Source organism: Geobacillus sp. Sah69 (assembly GCF_001414205.1).
In the GTDB taxonomy this organism is placed as follows: Bacteria; Bacillota; Bacilli; order Bacillales; family Anoxybacillaceae; genus Geobacillus; species Geobacillus stearothermophilus.
The window spans coordinates 1-19896 of the sequence record NZ_LLKS01000006.1 but is presented as its reverse complement, the minus strand read 5'-3'; the positions used below and the strand labels follow the sequence as shown (position 1 = coordinate 19896).

The following is a 19896-nucleotide window of genomic DNA, read 5'->3' as shown; positions in this document are numbered from 1 at the left end:
GGGTGTGACCCCTCTAACACTTAGCACTCATCGTTTACGGCGTGGACTACCAGGGTATCTAATCCTGTTTGCTCCCCACGCTTTCGCGCCTCAGCGTCAGGTGCAGGCCAGAGAGCCGCCTTCGCCACTGGTGTTCCTCCACATCTCTACGCATTTCACCGCTACACGTGGAATTCCGCTCTCCTCTCCTGCCCTCAAGTCCCCCAGTTTCCAATGACCCTCCACGGTTGAGCCGTGGGCTTTCACATCAGACTTAAGAGACCGCCTGCGCGCGCTTTACGCCCAATAATTCCGGACAACGCTCGCCCCCTACGTATTACCGCGGCTGCTGGCACGTAGTTAGCCGGGGCTTTCTCGTGAGGTACCGTCACCGCGCCGCCCTCTTCGAACGGCGCTCCTTCGTCCCTCACAACAGAGCTTTACGACCCGAAGGCCTTCTTCGCTCACGCGGCGTCGCTCCGTCAGGCTTTCGCCCATTGCGGAAGATTCCCTACTGCTGCCTCCCGTAGGAGTCTGGGCCGTGTCTCAGTCCCAGTGTGGCCGGTCACCCTCTCAGGCCGGCTACGCATCGTCGCCTTGGTGAGCCGTTACCTCACCAACTAGCTAATGCGCCGCGGGCCCATCCGCAAGTGACAGCCCAAAGGCCGCCTTTCAACCGAAGACCATGCGGTCTTCGGTGTTATCCGGTATTAGCTCCGGTTTCCCGGAGTTATCCCGGTCTTGCGGGCAGGTTGCCCACGTGTTACTCACCCGTCCGCCGCTGACCGAATCAAGGCAAGCCTCAATCCGGTCCGCTCGACTTGCATGTATTAGGCACGCCGCCAGCGTTCGTCCTGAGCCAGGATCAAACTCTCCAAAGAAAGTTGATTGGCTTTTGCTTCGGCCAATGCGGCCGAAGTTTTTTTCATGACGCTTGCGTTTTGTTTAGTTTTCAAGGAGCTTTCGATTTAGTGTTGCGCACTTTTATTATTATAATTACTGTTCAATTCGCTGTCAACATGTTTTTTATGAACAGCGACGTTTATTAATATACTTTATATCTATACAAAAGTCAATAGTTTTTCATAAAAAAATGAAAAGGCATTTTGACTAGACGATGCCTTTTCATTATGAATCATGACAGAATATATTGGTCAATCACAATTAATGCCGCAGCCCCTGGAAGGCCAAGAAATCCGCAAACGAGCGAGGTGATAAGGTTAATCGGAATATGAATGCTGAACTGCCCGCCGATCGCGTTAATGGCAAACAGCGCCAGCGCCCCGACGATCAGGCGGATAGCGGCATGGCCGATAAAGCGAAGCGCCTTAAGGCGGGCGCCAACAACGAGCAACACGGCAATGAGCGCCGACAATACGGTAATCACCACTTTCGGCTCCAACGTTTCATGCCCCCTTCTATGCTTGTACTACAAGCATATGCGCCTTTGGGGAAAAAAGAACAAAAAAGGAAGTCAACGCACTTCCTTCAGTGTAACACGACGGTGCTTCGCTTCGCGGAGAAGAAAAAAATACTTGGCCTCCGCCAGTTGGAGCGCGCTCAGCACCTCTCGAGACGGGTCAACGCTTTTTTCAATGAGCTGTTTTTGTTCAAACCACTCCGCTCTTGCTTGTTGCAGTTCGGCCATCAACTTTTCGTCAAATTGTCTTTTTAATTTCCCCTTCCGCCGCCATAACAAACCGATCCCCACCTTCTTTCTCTCTACAGTTCGCGGCGTCCTTCCAACGCTTTTGACAACGTCACTTCGTCCGCATATTCCAAATCGCCGCCTACCGGCAAGCCGTGGGCGATGCGGGTTACCTTGATTCCTGTTGGTTTGAGCAGGCGTGAGATATACATCGCTGTCGCTTCCCCTTCAATGTTCGGGTCAGTCGCTAAAATCACTTCTTGGATCGTCTCATCCTGCAGCCGCGCCAGCAGCTCGGCGATCTTAATGTCCTCCGGACCGATGCCTTCCATCGGAGAAATGGCTCCATGCAGCACATGGTACAAGCCATTGTATTCTTTCATTCTCTCCATAGCGATGACATCTTTCGGGTCTTGGACGACACAAATGGTCGTCCGGTCGCGCCGTTCGTCTTTGCAAATGTAGCACGGGTCCGCATCTGTAATATGCCCGCAAATCGTGCAATAATGAATATGCCGCTTTACGTCGACGAGCGCTTTGGCGAATTCAAGCACAACGTCTTCTTTCATCGCCAGCACGTGAAACGCGAGGCGGGCGGCCGTTTTTGGACCGATTCCGGGCAATTTCATAAAACTGTCAATCAGTTTGGATAACGGTTCTGGATAATGCATAGCTTCCCCCTAGAACAGCCCTGGAATGTTGAGTCCTTTCGTAAACTGCCCCATCATATCGTTGGCCAGCTCATCAGCTTTTTTGAGTGCATCGTTTGTCGCTGCCAAAACTAAATCCTGGAGCATTTCAATATCGTCCGGGTCAACGACTTCTTCTTTAATTTTCACTTCTAAAATTTGTTTATGGCCGTTGGCGATGACCGTCACCATGCCGCCGCCTGCCGTGCCCTCCACTGTTTTTTCTGCCAGCTCTTCCTGTGCTTTTTGCATTTCTTTTTGCATCTTCTGCATTTGCTTCAGCATTTTTTGCATATTTCCCATTCCGCCACGCATCATGGTTGGCATCCTCCTTCAATTCGTTTATTCTTTGATTTCAATCAATTCCTCGCCAAACAGCCGTTTCGCTTCGGCGATCAACGGGTCTTCCTGGCTTTTTTCCGCTTTCGCTTCTTTGCTGCGGATAAATTCTTCCCTTATTTTCCCCCATTCCTCTTCCGGAATGGCGATCATTTCAAAACGGCGGTTCGTCAGGTCAAATAAAATTGCTTCGACATTTTCCTTGACCGAACTCGCCGGGTCGGTCGCCATCTTGCAGTGAATTTCATACTTAAACTTTAACACAAATGCTGAAGCGCTTGCTGCGACCGGTTCACTCTCCTGCAAGAGAGCGGCGTGCGACACTTTATGCTGCCGCTTCAGCGCATCAAGTACGTCGGCCCAGCGGCCTTTCACCAAGGCTAAGTCTTCATGCGTCGCCTGCTTCAACAATTCGTAAATGCGGCCGACCGGTGCTTTATATCCCCCGGTTTTCACCGCTTTCGCCGTTTTTTTCGCAGAAGGCGCCTCCGGCGGGACGGCAGGCGCCTGCTCTTTTAGGCGGCGCAGCTCGATTTCCAGCGTTTCAATCCTCTTGATCAATGGCCCAAGTTCAGAAGCGTTCGGCGATGGAGCAGCAGCCGCTGGCTGATGGCAAAGCTTGACGAGCGCCACTTCGAGGAGAAGACGCGGGTGGTTCGTCCACTTCATCTCCTGCTGGCTTTTGTTCAACAGCTCAATCGCTCCGTACAAATCGGAAAGAGGAATCGCTTCCGAAAGCGAGGTGAACGCTTCGTCAACGACCGCAATTTGGATGGCTCCTTCCACATGAGGGGCCGTTTTGTACAGCAACAAGTCGCGATAATACAAAATCAAATCTTCAACCAAACGATTCGGATCTTTTCCTTGCGCCATCATTGCTTCAAACTGTTGCAAAACAGCCGCTGTATCTTTCCGATGAATGGCGGCAATGAAATCAGCCAACGCGGCAAATGATGCCGCTCCGGTCATCGCCAACACGTCATCAAGCCGAAGCTTCCCATCGCTGAATGAAATCGCCTGGTCAAGCAAACTGAGCGCGTCGCGCATCCCTCCATCGGCAGCGCGGGCGATAGCCGACAGCGCCTCGTCGGATGCTTCTACGCCCTGGGCGTTCGCCACATATTTCAACCGCGAAACGATGGAGGCCAGCGGGATGCGGCGAAAATCGAACCGTTGGCAGCGGGAAATGATCGTCGCCGGGATTTTATGCGGCTCGGTGGTGGCCAAAATGAAAATGACGTGTTTGGGCGGTTCCTCAAGCGTCTTCAACAACGCGTTAAACGCGCCGATTGACAGCATGTGCACTTCGTCGATAATGTACACTTTATAACGAACCGAGGTCGGCGCAAATTTCACTTTTTCACGGATGTCGCGGATTTCGTCGACGCGGTTGTTGGAAGCAGCGTCAATTTCCAACACATCGGGAATCGTTCCGTTTGTAATGCCGAGGCAAGCGGGACATTCATTGCACGGCTCGGCCGCCGGGGCCTGTTCACAGTTGACCGCCTTGGCGAACACTTTCGCCGCGCTCGTTTTTCCTGTCCCACGCGGTCCGGAAAATAAGTAGGCATGCGATATTTTATGTTGAAGCAGGGCGCTTTGCAACGTTTTCGTCACGTGTTCTTGGCCGACCATGTCCGCGAAACGCTGCGGCCGAAAAACACGGTATAACGCTTGGTATGCCACGGAAAACGGCCCTCCTCTTCCTCTCATCTCCACTATTATATAACGTTCTGCCCTATTTTAAAATAAAAAGAGGCTGTCCCAAAAGATCGTCTCTCTATGTAAAAGAGATACAATATGATCGTGTTGCCGAAGCAAATTGCCTCTGCATCTTGTCAATGAAGAAAGGGTGTCCCATTGCTTTTGGGACACCCTCTTGCTGCTTATGTAAGGCCGTGCACCTTCTGTCGATTAGCTGCCCCGAGCGTTGCTCAAGCAGTTGGCTCAGCCCAGGCACCCCCGCGGCACATGGGAGCATCCGCTTACTGCTGCTTCCTTCCGGACCTGACAGGGTTCACGGAATCCCATTGCGCGGGACCCAGACGTCAACACCACTTACTTGAGACAGGCCTCACAACAGACTAACCTCGAGAAGGGATTCAGCCTCGCTAGAGCGGATTGCGAGTACAGGGCACCGCTACCTCCCCGCTTAGCACGGCACTATCAGTATAGCGCGTTTATAGGGAAAATGCAATGTACACAGGCCGAATTTTAGTTGGAACTTCCGCCAACATTTCTCTTTTGTTCGCGCAATCGGCGGAAAAAGCCGCTCAGCAGCGCCCCACACTCCTCCGCCAACACGCCGCTTGCAACCTCAGCCTGGTGGTTGAACCGGTTTTCCTGCAATAAGTTCATTAACGTCCCGGCGCATCCCCCTTTTGGGTCGCTAGCTCCAAATACGACCCGCTCAATGCGGGAAAGAACGATGGCCCCCGCGCACATGGCGCACGGTTCAAGCGTCACGTATAACACCGCCCGTTCAAGCCTCCATGAGCCGGTCACCCGGCACGCTTCGTCAATGGCCAAAACCTCCGCATGGGCGATCGCGCGCTGTTCCGTTTCCCGTAAATTATGGGCGCGGGCGATGACGCAGCCGTCTTGAACGATGATGGCCCCGATCGGCACTTCGCCGATCCGTTCAGCTTTTTTTGCTTCTTCAATCGCCAACTTCATGTAATACTCATCGTTGCTCATCATATACCCCTTTGCACAAACGGTCATTTCTCTTTCTTTTCCATCATAAAATATGGAGAATGAAGACGCAACTAGGAGGTCAAGCGATGCAGATCCATGTCGTACAGAGAGGACAAACGTTAAGCGGGATCGCTAAAGCATATGAAACGACGGTCGAGGACATTGTTCGGGCGAACAAGCTGCCAAATCCCGACCGTCTTGTCGTCGGTCAGGCGCTCGTGATTCCGATCGTCGGTCGTTTTTATTGGGTGCAACCCGGAGACAGTTTATGGTCGATTGCCCGCCGGTTTTCCATTCCGATGCAGCGTCTCGCGGAAGTGAACCGCCTCTCGTTAAATGCGCCATTGCGGGTCGGCCAGCGTCTTTACATTCCGCCCGGAGCCAAGCGGAGAGCGGAGTTTAACGCCTATATTGAACCGCGCGGTGCGACCGTCAGTCCGGCGTTGGAAGCAAGCGCCCGCGAAGCCGCTCCACATTTAACGTATTTAAGTCCCTTTTATTTTGCCATTCGGCGCGACGCGACATTGCAAGAGCCGCCGCTTGACGACTTTCCGGATATTGCCCGCGCCAACCGCGTCACGCTCGTGATGGTTGTCGCCAACATTGAAAACGGGCAGTTCAGCGACGAGCTGGGCGCGCTTATTTTGACGAATGAAACGCTGCAAAATCGTCTACTCGACAACATTGTCGCCACCGCCAGACGGTATGGCTTCCGCGACATCCATTTTGATTTTGAATATTTGCGCCCGGAAGACCGTGAGGCGTATAATGCGTTTTTGCGCAAAGCGAAACGGCGATTTGAACGGGAAGGATGGATGATGTCGACCGCCCTGGCGCCAAAAACGAGCGCCACCCAGCGCGGACGTTGGTACGAAGCCCATGACTACCGCGCCCATGGACAAATTGCCGACTTTGTCGTCATAATGACGTATGAGTGGGGCTACAGCGGCGGTCCGCCGATGCCGGTCTCCCCCATCGGCCCTGTCCGCCGTGTCCTCAAGTACGCCGTCTCGGAAATGCCTCCCGGAAAGATTTTAATGGGGCAAAATTTGTATGGTTATGATTGGACACTGCCGTACGTACCGGGCGGACCGTACGCCCGCGCCATCAGCCCGCAGCAGGCCATCGCCCTCGCCGCGAGGTATAACGTCGCGATTGAATACGACACCGAGGCGCAGGCGCCGCATTTTCGCTACCGCGATGAAAACGGGCGCGAGCACGAAGTATGGTTTGAGGACGCCCGCTCCATTCAGGCAAAATTCAATCTCGTGAAAGAACTTGGCCTGCGCGGAGTCAGCTATTGGAAACTGGGCTTCGATTTCCCGCAAAACTGGCTGCTCCTTTCCGACCAGTTTGCAGTCGTCAAAAGATAAGGCCGCCCGCGCCAAAGAGATAAAAAAACCCGCCTTTCTCCCGGCGGGTTTTTTTATGGCTGGAAACGGCGATTCCGATCAGCCGTTCCAGATGACAATCTCCTCTTATGCGCGTCAGTACTGTTCTTTATCGCTTTGGCAGAGAAGCATTCGAGGCCGGCGTCCGCCGCCTCTTTTTCTCCGTCGCCAACGTCATTCACTATAACACGGCTGCCGGGAAAAGTCAACCAACGATTTTAACGGATGACGTCCCGGTTTCCCATGTATGGGCGGAGCGCCTCTGGGATGATGACCGATCCATCTTCTTGCTGGTAGTTTTCCAAAATGGCGGCGACCGTCCGCCCAATGGCTAGCCCCGAACCGTTTAATGTATGCACGTACTCCGGTTTCGCTTTTGGATCGCGACGGAAGCGGATGTTGGCACGGCGCGCTTGAAACGCCTCAAAGTTGCTGCACGACGAAATTTCCCGGTACGTTCCGTAACTTGGCAGCCAAACTTCAATATCGTACGTTTTCGCCGCCGAGAATCCAAGGTCTCCGGTGCACAAGGCGACAACGCGGTACGGAAGCCCGAGCCGCTGCAAAATCGTTTCCGCCTGCCGTGTCAATTTTTCCAGTTCCTCGTATGAATCTTCCGGTTTGACAAACTTAACAAGCTCCACTTTGTTGAACTGATGCTGACGGATGAGCCCTCTTGTGTCGCGGCCGGCCGAACCAGCTTCAGCGCGGAAACAGGCGCTGTACGCTGCATAGTAAAGCGGCAAATCATCTGCAGATAAAATTTCATCGCGATGCAAGTTCGTCACCGGCACTTCCGCTGTCGGAATGAGAAAATAGTCTTCGCTGTCCAAATGAAACGCATCCTCGGCAAATTTCGGCAATTGCCCGGTTCCAATCATGCTTGCCCGGTTCACCAAATAGGGGGGCAGCACTTCTTCATAGCCGAATTCATCGAGATGGATGTCAAGCATAAAGTTGATTAACGCCCGCTCAAGCCGGGCGCCCAACCCTTTATAAAACACAAACCGGCTTCCTGTCACTTTAGCCGCCCGCTCAAAATCAAGCAGACCAAGCTGGTCGGCGATATCCCAATGCGGTTTCGGTTCAAACGAAAACGAACGCGGCTCCCCCCATCTCCGCACTTCGACATTGTCCTCTTCCGACTGGCCGACCGGTACGGATTCATGCGGAATATTTGGAATCGATAACAACAGGGCGTTGAGTTCCTCTTCCAGTTGGCGAATGTGCTCATCCATTTGCTTAATGCGGTCGCCGACTTCGCGCATTTGGACGATCAGCGGCTCCGCATCCTTTTTCTCGCGCTTAAGGGCGGCAATTTGCTGCGACACATCATTGCGTTTGCTTTTTAGCTCTTCCACCTCAGCAATCAAACGGCGGCGTTCTTTGTCCAACTGTTCAAACCGGTCGATGTTCGCCAAATCTCCGCCGCGCTGCATTAGTTTTTCTTTCACTTCTTCAAACTGGGCGCGCAATATTTTCACATCCAGCATGGCTTTTACCTCCTTTTCCATTCAATATTATACATAAAAAAGCCCCCGTCCCCAAAAGGGACGGGAGCGACCCCGCGGTGCCACCCTTATTGAAGGCTTGCGATGCCTTCCCTTTTTGCCGTTCACGGCGGCTGCCGAAAACGCCTACTGACCCGCTTTGGCGTTCAACGTTTTGCTCGAGGATGGATTCACAGGCGCTTCCTGCCGGTTTGCACCACCCACCGGCTCTCTGAAAGAAAGGGGGTCTGCTGCTTGTTCCTCTCATCGCTTTCGCTTGATCACTTTACTTAAGGCTTGACGTCATTTTCGCTTCTTTGACCATGTTGAGAAAGTATTGCATCAATCGATGATCGTCGGTCAACTCTGGATGGAACGAGCAACCAAGAAACTGGCCTTGCCGGGCCGCGACAATGCGGTCATTGTATGTCGCGAGGACATCGACCCCGTCGCCGACCTCGACAATGTGCGGAGCACGGATGAAGACGCCGACAAACCCGTCGCCAACCCCCTTGATCGACAGCTCCGCCTCAAAGCTTTCCCGCTGCCGCCCAAACGAGTTCCGCTCGACTGTAATATCCATCAGGCCTAAGTGAGGCTCATCATACCCGACGATTCGTTTCGCCAGCAAAATGAGCCCAGCGCATGTCCCAAACATCGGCTTGCCATCAGCGGCAAATTGCTTCAATGGCTCCATCAATCCGTACCGGTCCATGAGGCGCCGCATTGTTGTGCTTTCGCCGCCCGGGAGCACGAGTCCGTCGAGTCCCGAAAGCTGCTCCGGTTTCTTCACGACGACCGCCTCGGCGCCGCACGCCTCGATGGCGCGGACATGTTCCTGCACAGCTCCTTGCAGTCCAAGTACACCTATTTTCATTGTGATCTTGCTCCTTTGTCCGGCTTACCAGCCTCGTTCTTGCATCCGATGCTCCGGCAGCAGTGTCGCGACATCGATGCCGCGCATTGCGCCGCCCAGCCCTTTCGATAGATGAGCGATCAGCTCATAGTCTTCATAATGAGTCGTCGCTTCAACGATCGCACGAGCGTATTTTTCCGGATTTTCCGATTTAAAAATGCCCGAACCGACGAAGACACCGTCGGCGCCTAAGTGCATCATGAGCGCGGCGTCAGCTGGTGTCGCGACACCGCCAGCGGCGAAGTTGACGACCGGGAGGCGGCCAAGCCGTTTGATTTCACGCAGCACTTCAACCGGAGCCCCAAGCTGTTTCGCCTCGGCGACAAGTTCGTCTTCGCTCATGCTGACAACTTTGCGGATTTGCGCGTTGACTTTGCGCATATGGCGAACGGCCTCGACGATGTTTCCTGTCCCTGGCTCCCCTTTTGTCCGCAACATCGATGCCCCTTCAGCAATGCGGCGGGCGGCCTCTCCTAAGTCGCGGCAACCGCATACAAATGGGACCGTAAACTGCCGTTTGTCAATATGGAACTCTTCATCAGCCGGCGTCAATACTTCACTTTCGTCAATATAGTCGACGCCGAGCGCCTCAAGGACGCGCGCTTCCACATAGTGCCCGATGCGCACTTTTGCCATGACTGGGATTGATACAGCGTTCATCACTTCTTCAATGATCGTCGGATCAGCCATGCGCGCGACACCGCCAGCGGCGCGAATGTCTGCCGGGACGCGCTCGAGCGCCATGACTGCGACAGCCCCTGCCGCCTCAGCAATCTTCGCTTGCTCCGCATTGACGACGTCCATAATGACGCCGCCTTTTTGCATTTCCGCCATGCCGCGTTTGACGCGGTCTGTACCTGTCAATGCCAACGTTGATTCCCCCTGTTCCTATCCTTATGCTTTGCTATATACGCAAAAGGATGATTCCACCGTTTCATTTTACCTCAATTTTTACAAAAATCACAATGGAAAAAAGGGGCTGACCCAAAAGTCCGCCAAAAAGCGGACTTTTGGAGTCAGCCCTCTCTGGTTTTTGTATATTTTACCAAACGGAACAAAATTCCGACTCTGTTCTCCCCCTCATTTACGCCACCAAGGACAATTGCTTGTCCCTAGCGGCTTTTTTGAGAAGATTGTGGGCAGCACAAACCAGCCCCCATTCGATGGAAACTTTTTGGAGGCCTCGCAGGACAAAGCGACGAAACCCGCGATTTTGTTTGATTTGCCCAAATACACTCTCAATGTCGGTTTGGCGTTGGCGGTATCGGGCTTGCCCTTCTTCACTCTCCAACCGTTCGCGGGCTTTCTGTTTTTGTTCATGATAGACGGGGTTCCATTGCGTGGTTCGTCCATACTTGGAAGTCGTGCAGGCCGAACGGAACGGACATCCTTCGCATTCATGGCATTGGTAGTGTCGGGTGACCGAGGTGTATCCTGATTCCGTGGTCTGTTTCGAAGTTCCGGTGCGAACCAGCTTTTTCCCATTGGCGCAAATCCAAACGTCTTCTTCTTCCACATAGGTCCAATTCTGCTGATGATGCGGATTTTTCTTGACCTTGCGCGTGTTCTCCTTCTCATACGTATGGTACTTGATCAAGGCCGATATGTGCTTCTCTTCCAGCTTCACGTAGTTCTCTTCCGAGCCATAAGCCGCGTCAGCGATCAAACGTTCGGGTTCCACGCCGTACTTCTCTCGAACGGTCTCCAAATGCGGGAGAAGACAACGAGTGTCGCCCGGCCTCTGATGAAGGGAATACCCCAAAATAAATTGGCCGGAAGAACCCACCTGTACGTTATAGGCCGGCTTGTTTTTTGTGTTAGAACGGATTTTGTTTCTGTTGTTCTCAACAGTCAGTTGTGAATTTACAAAATATTTACGAGAAATCATCCTTTCTGCTCTATCATTGTATGGACTCGCAAGGATATAATGGGAGTGAACGAGAAGGCGAGAGAAAGGGGAACCGGGAATGAAGAATTCCAAACGATGGGGAAGACGGGTGCTATCCGCATTGGCCGCTGCAGCGGTGCTGGCCGCCACTCCAGTCGGGGCGGCAGGGAACGGGAAAAGCAAGGGGAAGCCGCCTGCTTCCTCGCACCGTTATATTGAGGTGCAGCTGTTAGGCATTAACGATTTCCACGGCCAACTCAATGTGACAAGAAAAGTCGGCGGGCGGGAAGTCGGACGGGCTGATTATTTGGCTGCCTATTTGAAACAGCGGGAGGCGGAAAACAAAAACACGCTGCTCGTCCATGCCGGCGATGCGGTTGGCGCCAGCCCCCCGGTATCAGCGCTGCTGCAAGATGAACCGACGATCGAAGTGCTCAATAAGCTCGGCTTTGACGTCGGCACCCTTGGCAACCATGAGTTTGATGAAGGAGTAGCGGAAATGCTCCGCTTGATCCATGGCGGCTACCACCCGGCGACCGGTGACTTTGCCGGAGCGGATTTTCCGTACGTGAGCGCCAACGTCGTTGATGCGCAAACGGGAAAGCCGATTCTCCCGCCATATGTGATTAAGCGGGTCAACGGCATGCCGATCGGATTGATCGGCGTCACGCTCACGGAAACACCAACGATTGTGACGCCAAGCGGCGTCGCGGGAGTCAAGTTCATCGATGAAGCAACAGCGATTAACAAAGCGGTCCGGGAACTGAAGAAAAAAGGGGTGCAAACGATCGTCGTTCTCGCCCATAACCCCGGCGTATCCAATCCGGATGGGACAAACGCCAGCGGGGAAATTGTCGATATCGCCAAAAATGTCGATGATGAAGTCGATGTGATTTTCGCCGGTCATAACCATGCCTATTTAAATGCGGTTGTGGACGGCAAGCTGCTCGTTCAGTCGTATTCGTACGGCACGGCGTTTTCGGATGTCGATTTAAAAATCGACCCGCGCACGAAAGACGTCGTCGCCAAAAAAGCAGAGATCGTGACGACCTATCATGACGGCATCACTCCGGACCCGGAAATTCGGACGCTCATTGAAAAATATGAAGCGAAAGTGGCGCCGCTTGTCAATCAAGTCGTTGGCACGGCAGCTGAAATGATCACCGATGAACAAAATGAAAGCGGCGAGTCCGCCTTGGGCGATTTGATCGCCGATGCCCAGCGGGCGGCGATGAAAACCGATTTCGCCTTTATGAACCCGGGCGGCATTCGCGCCGATATTGAACAAGGCGAAGTGACGTGGGGCGAGCTGTACAACGTTCAGCCGTTCAACAACCAGCTTGTGAAAATGACGCTCACCGGCGCGCAAATCCGCCAGCTTTTGAATCAACAATGGCAGCCAACCCAAACGCGCATGCTGCAAATTTCCGGCCTCCGCTATACATGGAGCGCTAGCAGACCAGCTGGGGACAAGGTTGTTGACATTCAGCTTCCAGATGGCACCCCGCTTCATCCAGACGCTGAATATACAGTAACGGTCAACAGCTTCCTCGCCGACGGCGGTGATGGGTTCACAGTGTTGACGCAAGGGCAACACCGCGAGGTCGGCCCGGTCGATTTGGATGCCCTTGTCTCGTATATTCGCGGTCTTGAGCAGCCGTTCTCGGCACGAATTGAGGGGCGGATCAACCGTCTTCCGTAACAGGTGTTGACCGAGGAAAAAGGATGGAAGGGCGAACGGTCGCTTATCTAATGAAAAAGGTGTCCCCAAAAGACTCGGGACACCTTTTCTTTACTCCTAACGGGCGGGCTTGCAGCCGCTTGTGCTTGGACGATCGAAAAAAGATCGTTCAAGAAAGGTTTTCCGTAGATCAAGATGCTTTTTGCTCGAACAGCTTGATGATCTCCACGATTACTTCGGCCGATTTCACCATTGTATCGGCGGAAATGTATTCGTAGCGGCCGTGGAAGTTTTCGCCGCCGGCAAAAAGGTTCGGCGTCGGCAGCCCCATGTAGGAGAGCTGCGACCCGTCTGTACCGCCGCGGATCGGTTTCACTTTCGGTTCAATGCCCAAGTTCGTCATCGCTTCGTGGGCGATGTCCACAATGTGGCGCACCGGCTCGATTTTTTCGCGCATGTTGTAATATTGGTCGTTGATTTCGAGCGTGATTCGGTCGTTTCCATATTTTTGCGCAAGCGAAGCCGCGATCTCGTTCATTTTCGCTTTGCGAGCCTCAAACTGTTCGCGGTCAAAGTCGCGGATGATGTAATGAAGCTTCGTCTCCTCTACACTCCCTTGGAATGAAAGCAAATGGTAAAACCCTTCGTATCCTTCGGTATGTTCCGGCGCCTCATCGGCTGGCAGTTGCTGCTCGAACTCCATGGCGATTTTGATTGAGTTGATCATTTTTCCTTTTGCCGTGCCTGGGTGGACGTTTTTTCCTTTGATCGTCATTTTTGCTTCCGCGGCGTTAAAGCTTTCGTATTCCAATTCGCCAAGCGGCCCGCCGTCGACCGTATAGGCAAATTGGGCGCCGAATTTGGCAACGTCAAATTTGTGCGGTCCGCGGCCGATTTCCTCATCCGGGGTAAAGGCGACGCGCACTTTGCCGTGCTTGATCTCCGGGTGTTGGATGAGATAGTTCATCGCGGTCATAATTTCGGCGATTCCGGCTTTATCATCGGCGCCAAGCAGCGTCGTCCCATCGGTTGTAATCAGTGTATGCCCTTTGTAGCCGGCGAGCTCCGGGAAATCGTTTGGCGACAAGATGATGCCTTGTTCTTTGTTCAACACGATGTCGCCGCCGTCGTACTGTTCGATGATTTGCGGGTTGACGTTGGCTCCCGTAAACTCCGGAGCGGTGTCCATATGAGCCAAAAAGCCGATCACGGGCACGTTTTTGTCCGTATTGGCCGGCAGCGTCGCCATGACGTAGCCGTTTTCGTCGACTGTGACGTCTTCCATGCCGATCGACTTCAGCTCTTCGACGAGCATTCTCGCCAGCTCCCATTGCCCTTGAGTCGACGGGCATGTGCTGCTTTCTGGATCGGACTGGGTATTCACTTTGGCGTAGCGGATGAAGCGTTCGATCAATTCTTGTTTCATTTGTTCATCTCCTTTTTATGTATGAGTGTTGGGTGAATGCGTGAATCGCTTCTCCAATGCAGCGGAGCGGTTCCGTGTTTATTTTATCATATGCGATCTCCAACAGGGAAAGAGGGAGCGCCATGCGGCGCACGAGTTTTCCGCGGCCGGCGAGGCGGTTGGGATTTCGAAAGCGAAGGAATTGGGCGTCAAACCATTGGCGATGAGGCGATTTTGGCCGAGAAGCGGACGGTGGCGGAACTCGAAGGGGCGTTCGTTTGCCCGGAAGGAGCGGCGGCGTTTGCGGCGGCCCGAAAATTGCGCGAGAGCGGCTGGATTCGCGACGGGGAGACGGTCGTCGTGCTCAACACGGGGACGGGATTGAAATACGCCGATTTGGTTCAAGTCGCCCCACCGGTGCTTGAACCGGGAGATTCGCTTTCGATGCGGGAATAATCAAGCTGTGAGCAAAAAACATAGACAAATTGAAAACAGTATTGTATGCTAAACTCATCAGAATAATTAAAAATGAAAAACGATTCATCTTCGGGGCAGGGTGAAATTCCCGACCGGCGGTGATGAGGCGCTTCGCCTCTCAGCCCGCGAGCCGCAAGGCAGGATCCGGTGCAAGTCCGGAGCCGACAGTATAGTCTGGATGGGAGAAGATGAAGGTTTGCCGGCGTTCGTTTTGGCGCATGCGAACGTCTAGTTGCGCACACCCTTTTTCTCCCTTAAGCCTTGTTCGGTTTAAGGGAGTTTTTGTTGGCGCTCGCAGCGGCAGCCTTCTTCTTGTGAGGATGAATCACGAGAAGGGGAGGAGAACAAGCATGAAACGCATTTCCATCCGCGCCTTTGTCAGCATCGGAGTGTTGGGCGCCATGGCGCATGTGCTGATGATGCTCAACTTTCCGCTGCCGCCGTTTCCGAACTTTTTGCTTGTTGACTTCAGCGACATCCCGGCGCTCATCGCCGCCTTGTTGTACGGCCCGCTCGCCGGCGTGGCGGTCGAACTATTGAAAAACGTGCTGAACTACGTGTTCGTCGGCAGTGCGACCGGCGTTCCGGTCGGCCAGATCGCCAACTTCACTGCCGGGGTGGCGTTCCTTTTGCCGGTTTCCTATATTTATCGGAAAGCCGCATCGAAAAAAGGCTTGCTGCTGGGGTTGGCGGCGGGAACAGTGACGATGGCGCTCGTCATGAGCGTGCTCAACTACTACGTCTTTCTGCCGGCGTATACGCTTTTCCTCGGCGCTCCGCAGATGAGCGCACCGGAAGCGAAGGCGTTGGTGGTATCGGCGATTTTGCCGTTTAACGCCGTCAAAGGAGCGATGGTGGCCATCGTATTTCAGCTTCTCTTTTGGCGTCTTCGTGCTTGGCTTGACAAACAGGCGGCATCTCGCCAAGCCGCTTGAGGAACAAAAAGCGAGGGTTTTTCCCTCGCTTTTTTGCGTTTGTCAAAAGCGAATCCGCGGCACCCACTCGGCAAACCGTTCTTCTTTAAACGGATTGGCGGTCATCGAATAGCCGCGCTCCTCCCAATAGCCCGGCTCATCTTCTTTCATAAAGCGGATGCCGGACACCCATTTCGCCCCTTTCCATAAATAAAATGTCGCCGGCGGGATGAACCGGAGCGGATAGCCGTGCTTCGGCGAGATGTCCTGCCAGTCGTGATGCTTGTCTTTCCATCGATAAACAAACAAGGCATCGTCGCCCATCAGCGCGTCAAGCGGCAAGTTTGCCGAATAGCCGAACCGGTCGCCGTTTAAGTAGCCGTAAATTTTCACATATTTCACGTCGGGATCGAGATCGACGAAGCGCAAAAACTCGCGGAAAGCGATGCCTTCAAACGTCGTATCAAATTTCGACCACGTCGTCACGCAGTGCATATCCACGGTCGAAATCGTCTTCGGCAGCCGCATCACTTCCTGATACGACAGCGTCACTTCCTCTTTCACATTGCCGAACAATCGGAAATTCCACGCCGCTTCATCGAATTCGTACACATCGCCTTCATGCAAAATCGGCCATTTTTCCGTTTCGAATTGGCCGGGAGGGAGTTGTTTCGGCATGGTGTGCTCCCCTTTCTATGTATTCGTTTACGTATACCATGATAAGGGGAAAATAAAGCGTGTGCAACTTGGCTATGGTTTTAATGCATCACAATATTGAGGACAGTCATGTAAGAATGGAATAATTTTCTTCTTATTGCACATCGTATTCAATAGGGATTTCATGGCCAAGAACAGCTATGGCGGGAGCGTGATGCCGATGGCCGAACAAAGAGAACGATGGCTTTTCCTTTTGGCACTTTGCCTCATCGCCCTTTACGTGTCCCCGCTCTTTCTCCTTGGCGAGAACGCCCATATTCGCGTCCACGATAATTTGGATTCCAATATCGCTTGGTATAAGGTGCTCTCCGAAAGCGGAAAAATCACCGGGCCGCTTGACGCGAACATTCCGCAAATTGCTAACGGCCAGTTGTCAAGAAACGCCCTCGGCTCGGAGCTGACCGGCATCGTCTGGCTGCACGCGTTATTTCCGACGATGACTGCGTATGCGCTCAGCCAAACGATCACAAGGGTCGTGGGGTTTTTGGGTATGTATTTGCTGTTAAAGACGCATTTTTTAACTGATCCACGCTGGATGGCCGTCCGCATCGGCGTGGCGCTCGCATTTGCGCTGACGCTGTTTTGGCCGTCGGGGATGTTAAGCACGCTCGGCATGCCGCTTGCGCTTTGGGCGTTTTTGAGCATCCGAAAAGGCGAGGGGAAGTGGAAGCATTACGCCGCGCTTACGCTTCTCCCGTTTTATTCCAATTTTGTGCTCGGGTTCTTTTTCTTTCTTGCCGCCATGGGTGTTCTCTGGCTCGCTGATGTGCTGCGCGGTAAGGGGTGGAACATCCGCTTTTTGACTTCCATCGCTTACATGACGCTGTTGTATTTGCTTGTCGAGTACCGGCTTGTCTACTCGTTTTTATGGGAAGACGAGCCGACAAGCCGGGATGAGTACTTCCATGCCCGCCTGACGTTTTGGCATTGCGTCCGCTTGACGTGGAAAAACTTTCTCCTCGGGCACCATCATGTCATGACCGAGCATACGTTTTTTATTTTGCCAAGCTGGTTGGTGGCGTTGCATCTCGTTTTCGTGAAAAAACGGTGGAAGCAAGAACGGTTATTTCTTTTCCTATTCGGACTGAATTTCGCCCTGTCGGCGTGGTATGCCTTTTGGTTTTATAAAGGGTGGCTGCCGCTTACGGAGCGGTTCCATTTTTTAGACACGTTTAACTTTGCCCGCTTTCATTTTTTGCGCCCGATGATCATTTATGTGCAGTTTGCGCTGGCGTTGAAAATCATGTGGCAATATAGCGAAAACGGGAGAAGGTGGGCGAAGCGGCTGCTAGCGGCTCAAGTGATCTTCGTGTTTTTGATTAACGAAGAAATCGTCTTCCGCTACGAGCCGACGGTGAAGCAATTTTACGCGGAAAAACAGTTCCAAGAAATCAAAGAATACATCGGGCTTCCCGTAGCCGATTACCGCGTCGTCAGCATCGGCATTCACCCCGCCATCGCGCAATACAACGGGTTTTATACGCTCGATACGTACAACAACTTTTATCCGCTGTCATATAAATACGAGTTCCGCAAAATCATTGAACGTGAACTGGAAAAAAGCAAAACGATCCGCACATATTTTGACGAATGGGGCGGGCGATGCTATATTTTTACAGCGGAACTTGGGAAACGGTACATGTTCACAAAACAGTCGAAAAAGCGGCTGAAGAACTTGCAGCTGAATACAGAACAGTTGAAAAAAATGGGCGGCCGCTATATTTTCTCGGCGGTTCCGATCGATAACGCGGCGGAAAATGGACTCGTGTTGGACCGTGTATTCACGTCCGATGAGTCGGCGTGGGCGATTTACTTGTACAAGGTGAAATAAAAACAGCGGCTCCCTTTTGAAAGGGGGAACCGCTGTTTTCTTGATTTAGCGCTCATTCAACCGCGCAAGCTGCCGGTCGTGCCACCTCGAGAGTAGCCATAGGGCAATCAGTGTCCCAATCAATGTGCATACCATATCCCATTGCGTAGCTGGCTGGGTGAATGGCCGACCAAACGAATACAGCAGCAACGATCAGCAACAACAGCCCATGAATGCGGGTTTGCCTTGCTTGTTCCACCTTTTTTCCTCCTTGGAACAGCAGGGTGGGCAGTGGCCACTCCCTGAACGAAAGGGGGTGGTGCTGATGATGACGATCGCCGATGCGCTGACGCTCATGATTGCGTTTGCGTCACTCATCGTCGCGGTGATTGCCGTATCCAAAGACAAAAAGTAACCCACCCTGCTAGGCCGAGGCGAGGGTAGGTTACGATGCCCGAGGCTTGGGCCACTGCGCTTCTTGCAGCGGCTGTGTATGGACAGGGCATTGGTGGCCGCCAATGTCCCTGTTTTTATTTTATGTTGTCTTTGCTTTCTATTATACGCAGACGGCGATGTCTATGGCAAGAAATGATTCATGTAAGAACGGACAACCAACTTATCTGCAAGGCAGATTAGACCACTGATATATAAGGAAGCTGAAGACTTGCTTCTTCAAAAAACATATACTTGTCGCTAACACCGCTTAAGATTTGGATAAAATTAACTCGGCTATAATAGTTGACTTGAGCATAATTTAGTAGTATTATACTAACCGTCGCTTCAATAGATACGGAGCGATCTAAAAGACTTAGAGAAAAATAGCATCTTGACAAACAAAAACATTTATTGTTACTATGAAAAATGTTTGTTATGAAAAGTCTTGTGATTTTTGTGATGGTATTCTCGGGAGTTTGAATGAAAGGCTTGACATCCATCACAAAAAAATGATATATTAATAAAGCATTTGAGAGTGAATTTGGAAAATCCAGATTCCTCTGTCAAGAAGTCAAAAAACGACTCAAAGACTAAAAGCAGTTGCTTGTTCCTTGAAAACTAGATAACCGGAAAAGCGGAGGCGAGTGTTTCGCCGCGATGGGCAAATGTTCTTCGCCCGCAAGGGTGCTTGCACCCGGAAGGCGAAGGTTATTTGACCCCGAGCGGCGGCGAGCCGACGCTAGACAATAAGGAAGAAGCCGAGAGCGCTGTAGGTTAAGCTAGAAAGGGCGCACGGTGGATGCCTTGGCACTAGGAGCCGATGAAGGACGGGGCAAACGCCGAAACGCTCCGGGGAGCTGTAAGCAAGCGTTGATCCGGAGATGTCCGAATGGGGGAACCCACTGTCCGTAATGGGGCAGTATCCATGCCTGAATCCATAGGGCATGGAGGGCACACCCGGGGAACTGAAACATCTTAGTACCCGGAGGAGAAGAAAGCAAACGCGATTCCCTGAGTAGCGGCGAGCGAAACGGGAACAGCCCAAACCAAGAGGCGTGCCTCTTGGGGTTGTAGGACCGCTCATTGTGGGAGTGAGAAAGGAACGGGGTAGACGAACCGGTCTGGAACGGCCGGCCAGAGAAGGTGACAGCCCTGTAGTCGAAACTTCGTTCCCTCCCGAGCGGATCCTGAGTACGGCGGGACACGGGAAATCCCGTCGGAAGCAGGGAGGACCATCTCCCAAGGCTAAATACTCCCTAGTGACCGATAGTGCACCAGTACCGTGAGGGAAAGGTGAAAAGCACCCCGGAAGGGGAGTGAAAGAGAACCTGAAACCGTGTGCCTACAAGTAGTCAGAGCGCGTTCATGCGTGATGGCGTGCCTTTTGTAGAATGAACCGGCGAGTGACGATGGCGTGCGG

18 protein-coding genes, 2 rRNA genes, 1 other RNA gene, 1 pseudogene, 1 riboswitch and 1 other annotated feature are annotated in these 19896 nt (G+C 52.8%); of the genes and pseudogenes, 7 read left to right on the top strand and 15 right to left on the bottom strand.

The features are described 5' to 3' along the window. The 8 genes from AP057_RS00620 to tadA form a co-directional block, all read right to left on the bottom strand. A 16S ribosomal RNA gene (locus AP057_RS00620) occupies positions 1 to 860 on the bottom strand; the annotation flags it as partial. Positions 861 to 1114: 254 nt separating this feature from the next. After that, positions 1115 to 1381, bottom strand: coding sequence for a pro-sigmaK processing inhibitor BofA family protein (locus AP057_RS00615; protein ID WP_049625376.1), 267 nt, complete (start codon positions 1379 to 1381; stop codon positions 1115 to 1117). 72 nt (positions 1382 to 1453) lie between these two features. Continuing rightward, complete coding sequence (locus tag AP057_RS00610) at positions 1454 to 1678, bottom strand: YaaL family protein (protein WP_033008840.1); 225 nt, start codon at positions 1676 to 1678, stop codon at positions 1454 to 1456. Between the two features lie 23 nt (positions 1679 to 1701). Next, entirely contained in the window at positions 1702 to 2298 is a 597-nt protein-coding gene (recR, locus tag AP057_RS00605; protein WP_033008839.1) for a recombination mediator RecR, read from the bottom strand. Between the two features lie 9 nt (positions 2299 to 2307). Then, positions 2308 to 2634, bottom strand: a complete 327-nt coding sequence (locus tag AP057_RS00600) for a YbaB/EbfC family nucleoid-associated protein (RefSeq protein WP_033008838.1) — start codon at positions 2632 to 2634, stop codon at positions 2308 to 2310. A 24-nt stretch (positions 2635 to 2658) separates the two neighbouring features. Continuing rightward, positions 2659 to 4341: a DNA polymerase III subunit gamma/tau gene (gene dnaX / locus AP057_RS00595; RefSeq protein WP_049625375.1), complete on the bottom strand. Its 1683-nt coding sequence runs from the start codon at positions 4339 to 4341 to the stop codon at positions 2659 to 2661. A 210-nt stretch (positions 4342 to 4551) separates the two neighbouring features. Then, an RNA gene (gene ffs / locus AP057_RS15840) (signal recognition particle sRNA large type) lies at positions 4552 to 4816 on the bottom strand. 53 nt (positions 4817 to 4869) lie between these two features. Then, on the bottom strand, positions 4870 to 5352 hold the full coding sequence (gene tadA / locus AP057_RS00590) for a tRNA adenosine(34) deaminase TadA (RefSeq protein WP_055357809.1): 483 nt from the start codon (positions 5350 to 5352) through the stop codon (positions 4870 to 4872). Between the two features lie 86 nt (positions 5353 to 5438). Between tadA and AP057_RS00585 the strand changes: the two genes are divergently transcribed. Continuing rightward, complete coding sequence (locus AP057_RS00585; protein ID WP_033014224.1) at positions 5439 to 6725, top strand: glycoside hydrolase family 18 protein; 1287 nt, start codon at positions 5439 to 5441, stop codon at positions 6723 to 6725. A gap of 236 nt (positions 6726 to 6961) precedes the next feature. On the opposite strand, the gene serS is transcribed toward AP057_RS00585, so the two are convergent. The 4 genes from serS to AP057_RS00565 all read right to left on the bottom strand — a co-directional run bounded on the left by serS (position 6962) and on the right by AP057_RS00565 (position 11037). Further along, positions 6962 to 8236 carry a serine--tRNA ligase gene (serS, locus tag AP057_RS00580; RefSeq protein WP_033014225.1) on the bottom strand — a complete coding sequence of 425 codons (1275 nt, stop codon included), beginning with the start codon at positions 8234 to 8236 and terminating at the stop codon, positions 6962 to 6964. A 53-nt stretch (positions 8237 to 8289) separates the two neighbouring features. Further along, positions 8290 to 8510 (bottom strand) — a binding site (T-box leader). Positions 8511 to 8519: 9 nt separating this feature from the next. Next, the gene (pdxT, locus tag AP057_RS00575) at positions 8520 to 9110 is read right to left on the bottom strand and encodes a pyridoxal 5'-phosphate synthase glutaminase subunit PdxT (RefSeq protein WP_033008825.1); all 591 of its coding nucleotides are present in this window, start codon (positions 9108 to 9110) and stop codon (positions 8520 to 8522) included. A gap of 24 nt (positions 9111 to 9134) precedes the next feature. Further along, entirely contained in the window at positions 9135 to 10019 is an 885-nt protein-coding gene (gene pdxS / locus AP057_RS00570; RefSeq protein ID WP_033008824.1) for a pyridoxal 5'-phosphate synthase lyase subunit PdxS, read from the bottom strand. 214 nt (positions 10020 to 10233) lie between these two features. After that, positions 10234 to 11037, bottom strand: coding sequence for a transposase (locus AP057_RS00565; protein ID WP_082432179.1), 804 nt, complete (start codon positions 11035 to 11037; stop codon positions 10234 to 10236). A 79-nt stretch (positions 11038 to 11116) separates the two neighbouring features. On the opposite strand from AP057_RS00565, the gene AP057_RS00560 reads away from it, so the two are divergent. Beyond that, positions 11117 to 12739, top strand: a complete 1623-nt coding sequence (locus AP057_RS00560) for a bifunctional UDP-sugar hydrolase/5'-nucleotidase (protein WP_055357807.1) — start codon at positions 11117 to 11119, stop codon at positions 12737 to 12739. Positions 12740 to 12908: 169 nt separating this feature from the next. Here the strand turns inward: AP057_RS00560 and pepT are convergent, their stop codons facing one another. After that, positions 12909 to 14144, bottom strand: coding sequence for a peptidase T (pepT, locus tag AP057_RS00555; protein WP_055357806.1), 1236 nt, complete (start codon positions 14142 to 14144; stop codon positions 12909 to 12911). Between the two features lie 195 nt (positions 14145 to 14339). Here pepT and AP057_RS00550 point away from each other — a divergent pair. Both AP057_RS00550 and AP057_RS00545 read left to right on the top strand, forming a co-directional pair. Then, positions 14340 to 14579, top strand: a pseudogene (locus AP057_RS00550) (pyridoxal-phosphate dependent enzyme); the annotation flags it as partial. An 82-nt stretch (positions 14580 to 14661) separates the two neighbouring features. Next, positions 14662 to 14794, top strand: a riboswitch (FMN riboswitch). Between the two features lie 156 nt (positions 14795 to 14950). Further along, positions 14951 to 15535 (top strand): ECF transporter S component, encoded by a 585-nt coding sequence (locus AP057_RS00545; RefSeq protein WP_055357804.1) that lies wholly within the window; start codon positions 14951 to 14953, stop codon positions 15533 to 15535. Positions 15536 to 15577: 42 nt separating this feature from the next. Here AP057_RS00545 and AP057_RS00540 read toward each other — a convergent pair whose 3' ends face one another. Next, positions 15578 to 16192 (bottom strand): sulfite oxidase-like oxidoreductase, encoded by a 615-nt coding sequence (locus tag AP057_RS00540; RefSeq protein WP_055357803.1) that lies wholly within the window; start codon positions 16190 to 16192, stop codon positions 15578 to 15580. A 199-nt stretch (positions 16193 to 16391) separates the two neighbouring features. On the opposite strand from AP057_RS00540, the gene AP057_RS00535 reads away from it, so the two are divergent. Continuing rightward, positions 16392 to 18062: a DUF6044 family protein gene (locus AP057_RS00535; protein ID WP_049624112.1), complete on the top strand. Its 1671-nt coding sequence runs from the start codon at positions 16392 to 16394 to the stop codon at positions 18060 to 18062. A 52-nt stretch (positions 18063 to 18114) separates the two neighbouring features. On the opposite strand, the gene AP057_RS17340 is transcribed toward AP057_RS00535, so the two are convergent. Beyond that, a complete protein-coding gene (locus AP057_RS17340) occupies positions 18115 to 18300 on the bottom strand; it encodes a hypothetical protein (protein WP_055357802.1) in 186 nt (61 codons plus the stop codon). A gap of 66 nt (positions 18301 to 18366) precedes the next feature. Between AP057_RS17340 and AP057_RS17645 the strand changes: the two genes are divergently transcribed. Next, entirely contained in the window at positions 18367 to 18456 is a 90-nt protein-coding gene (locus AP057_RS17645; RefSeq protein WP_231578663.1) for a putative holin-like toxin, read from the top strand. Between the two features lie 792 nt (positions 18457 to 19248). Further along, a 23S ribosomal RNA gene (locus AP057_RS00525) occupies positions 19249 to 19896 on the top strand; the annotation flags it as partial.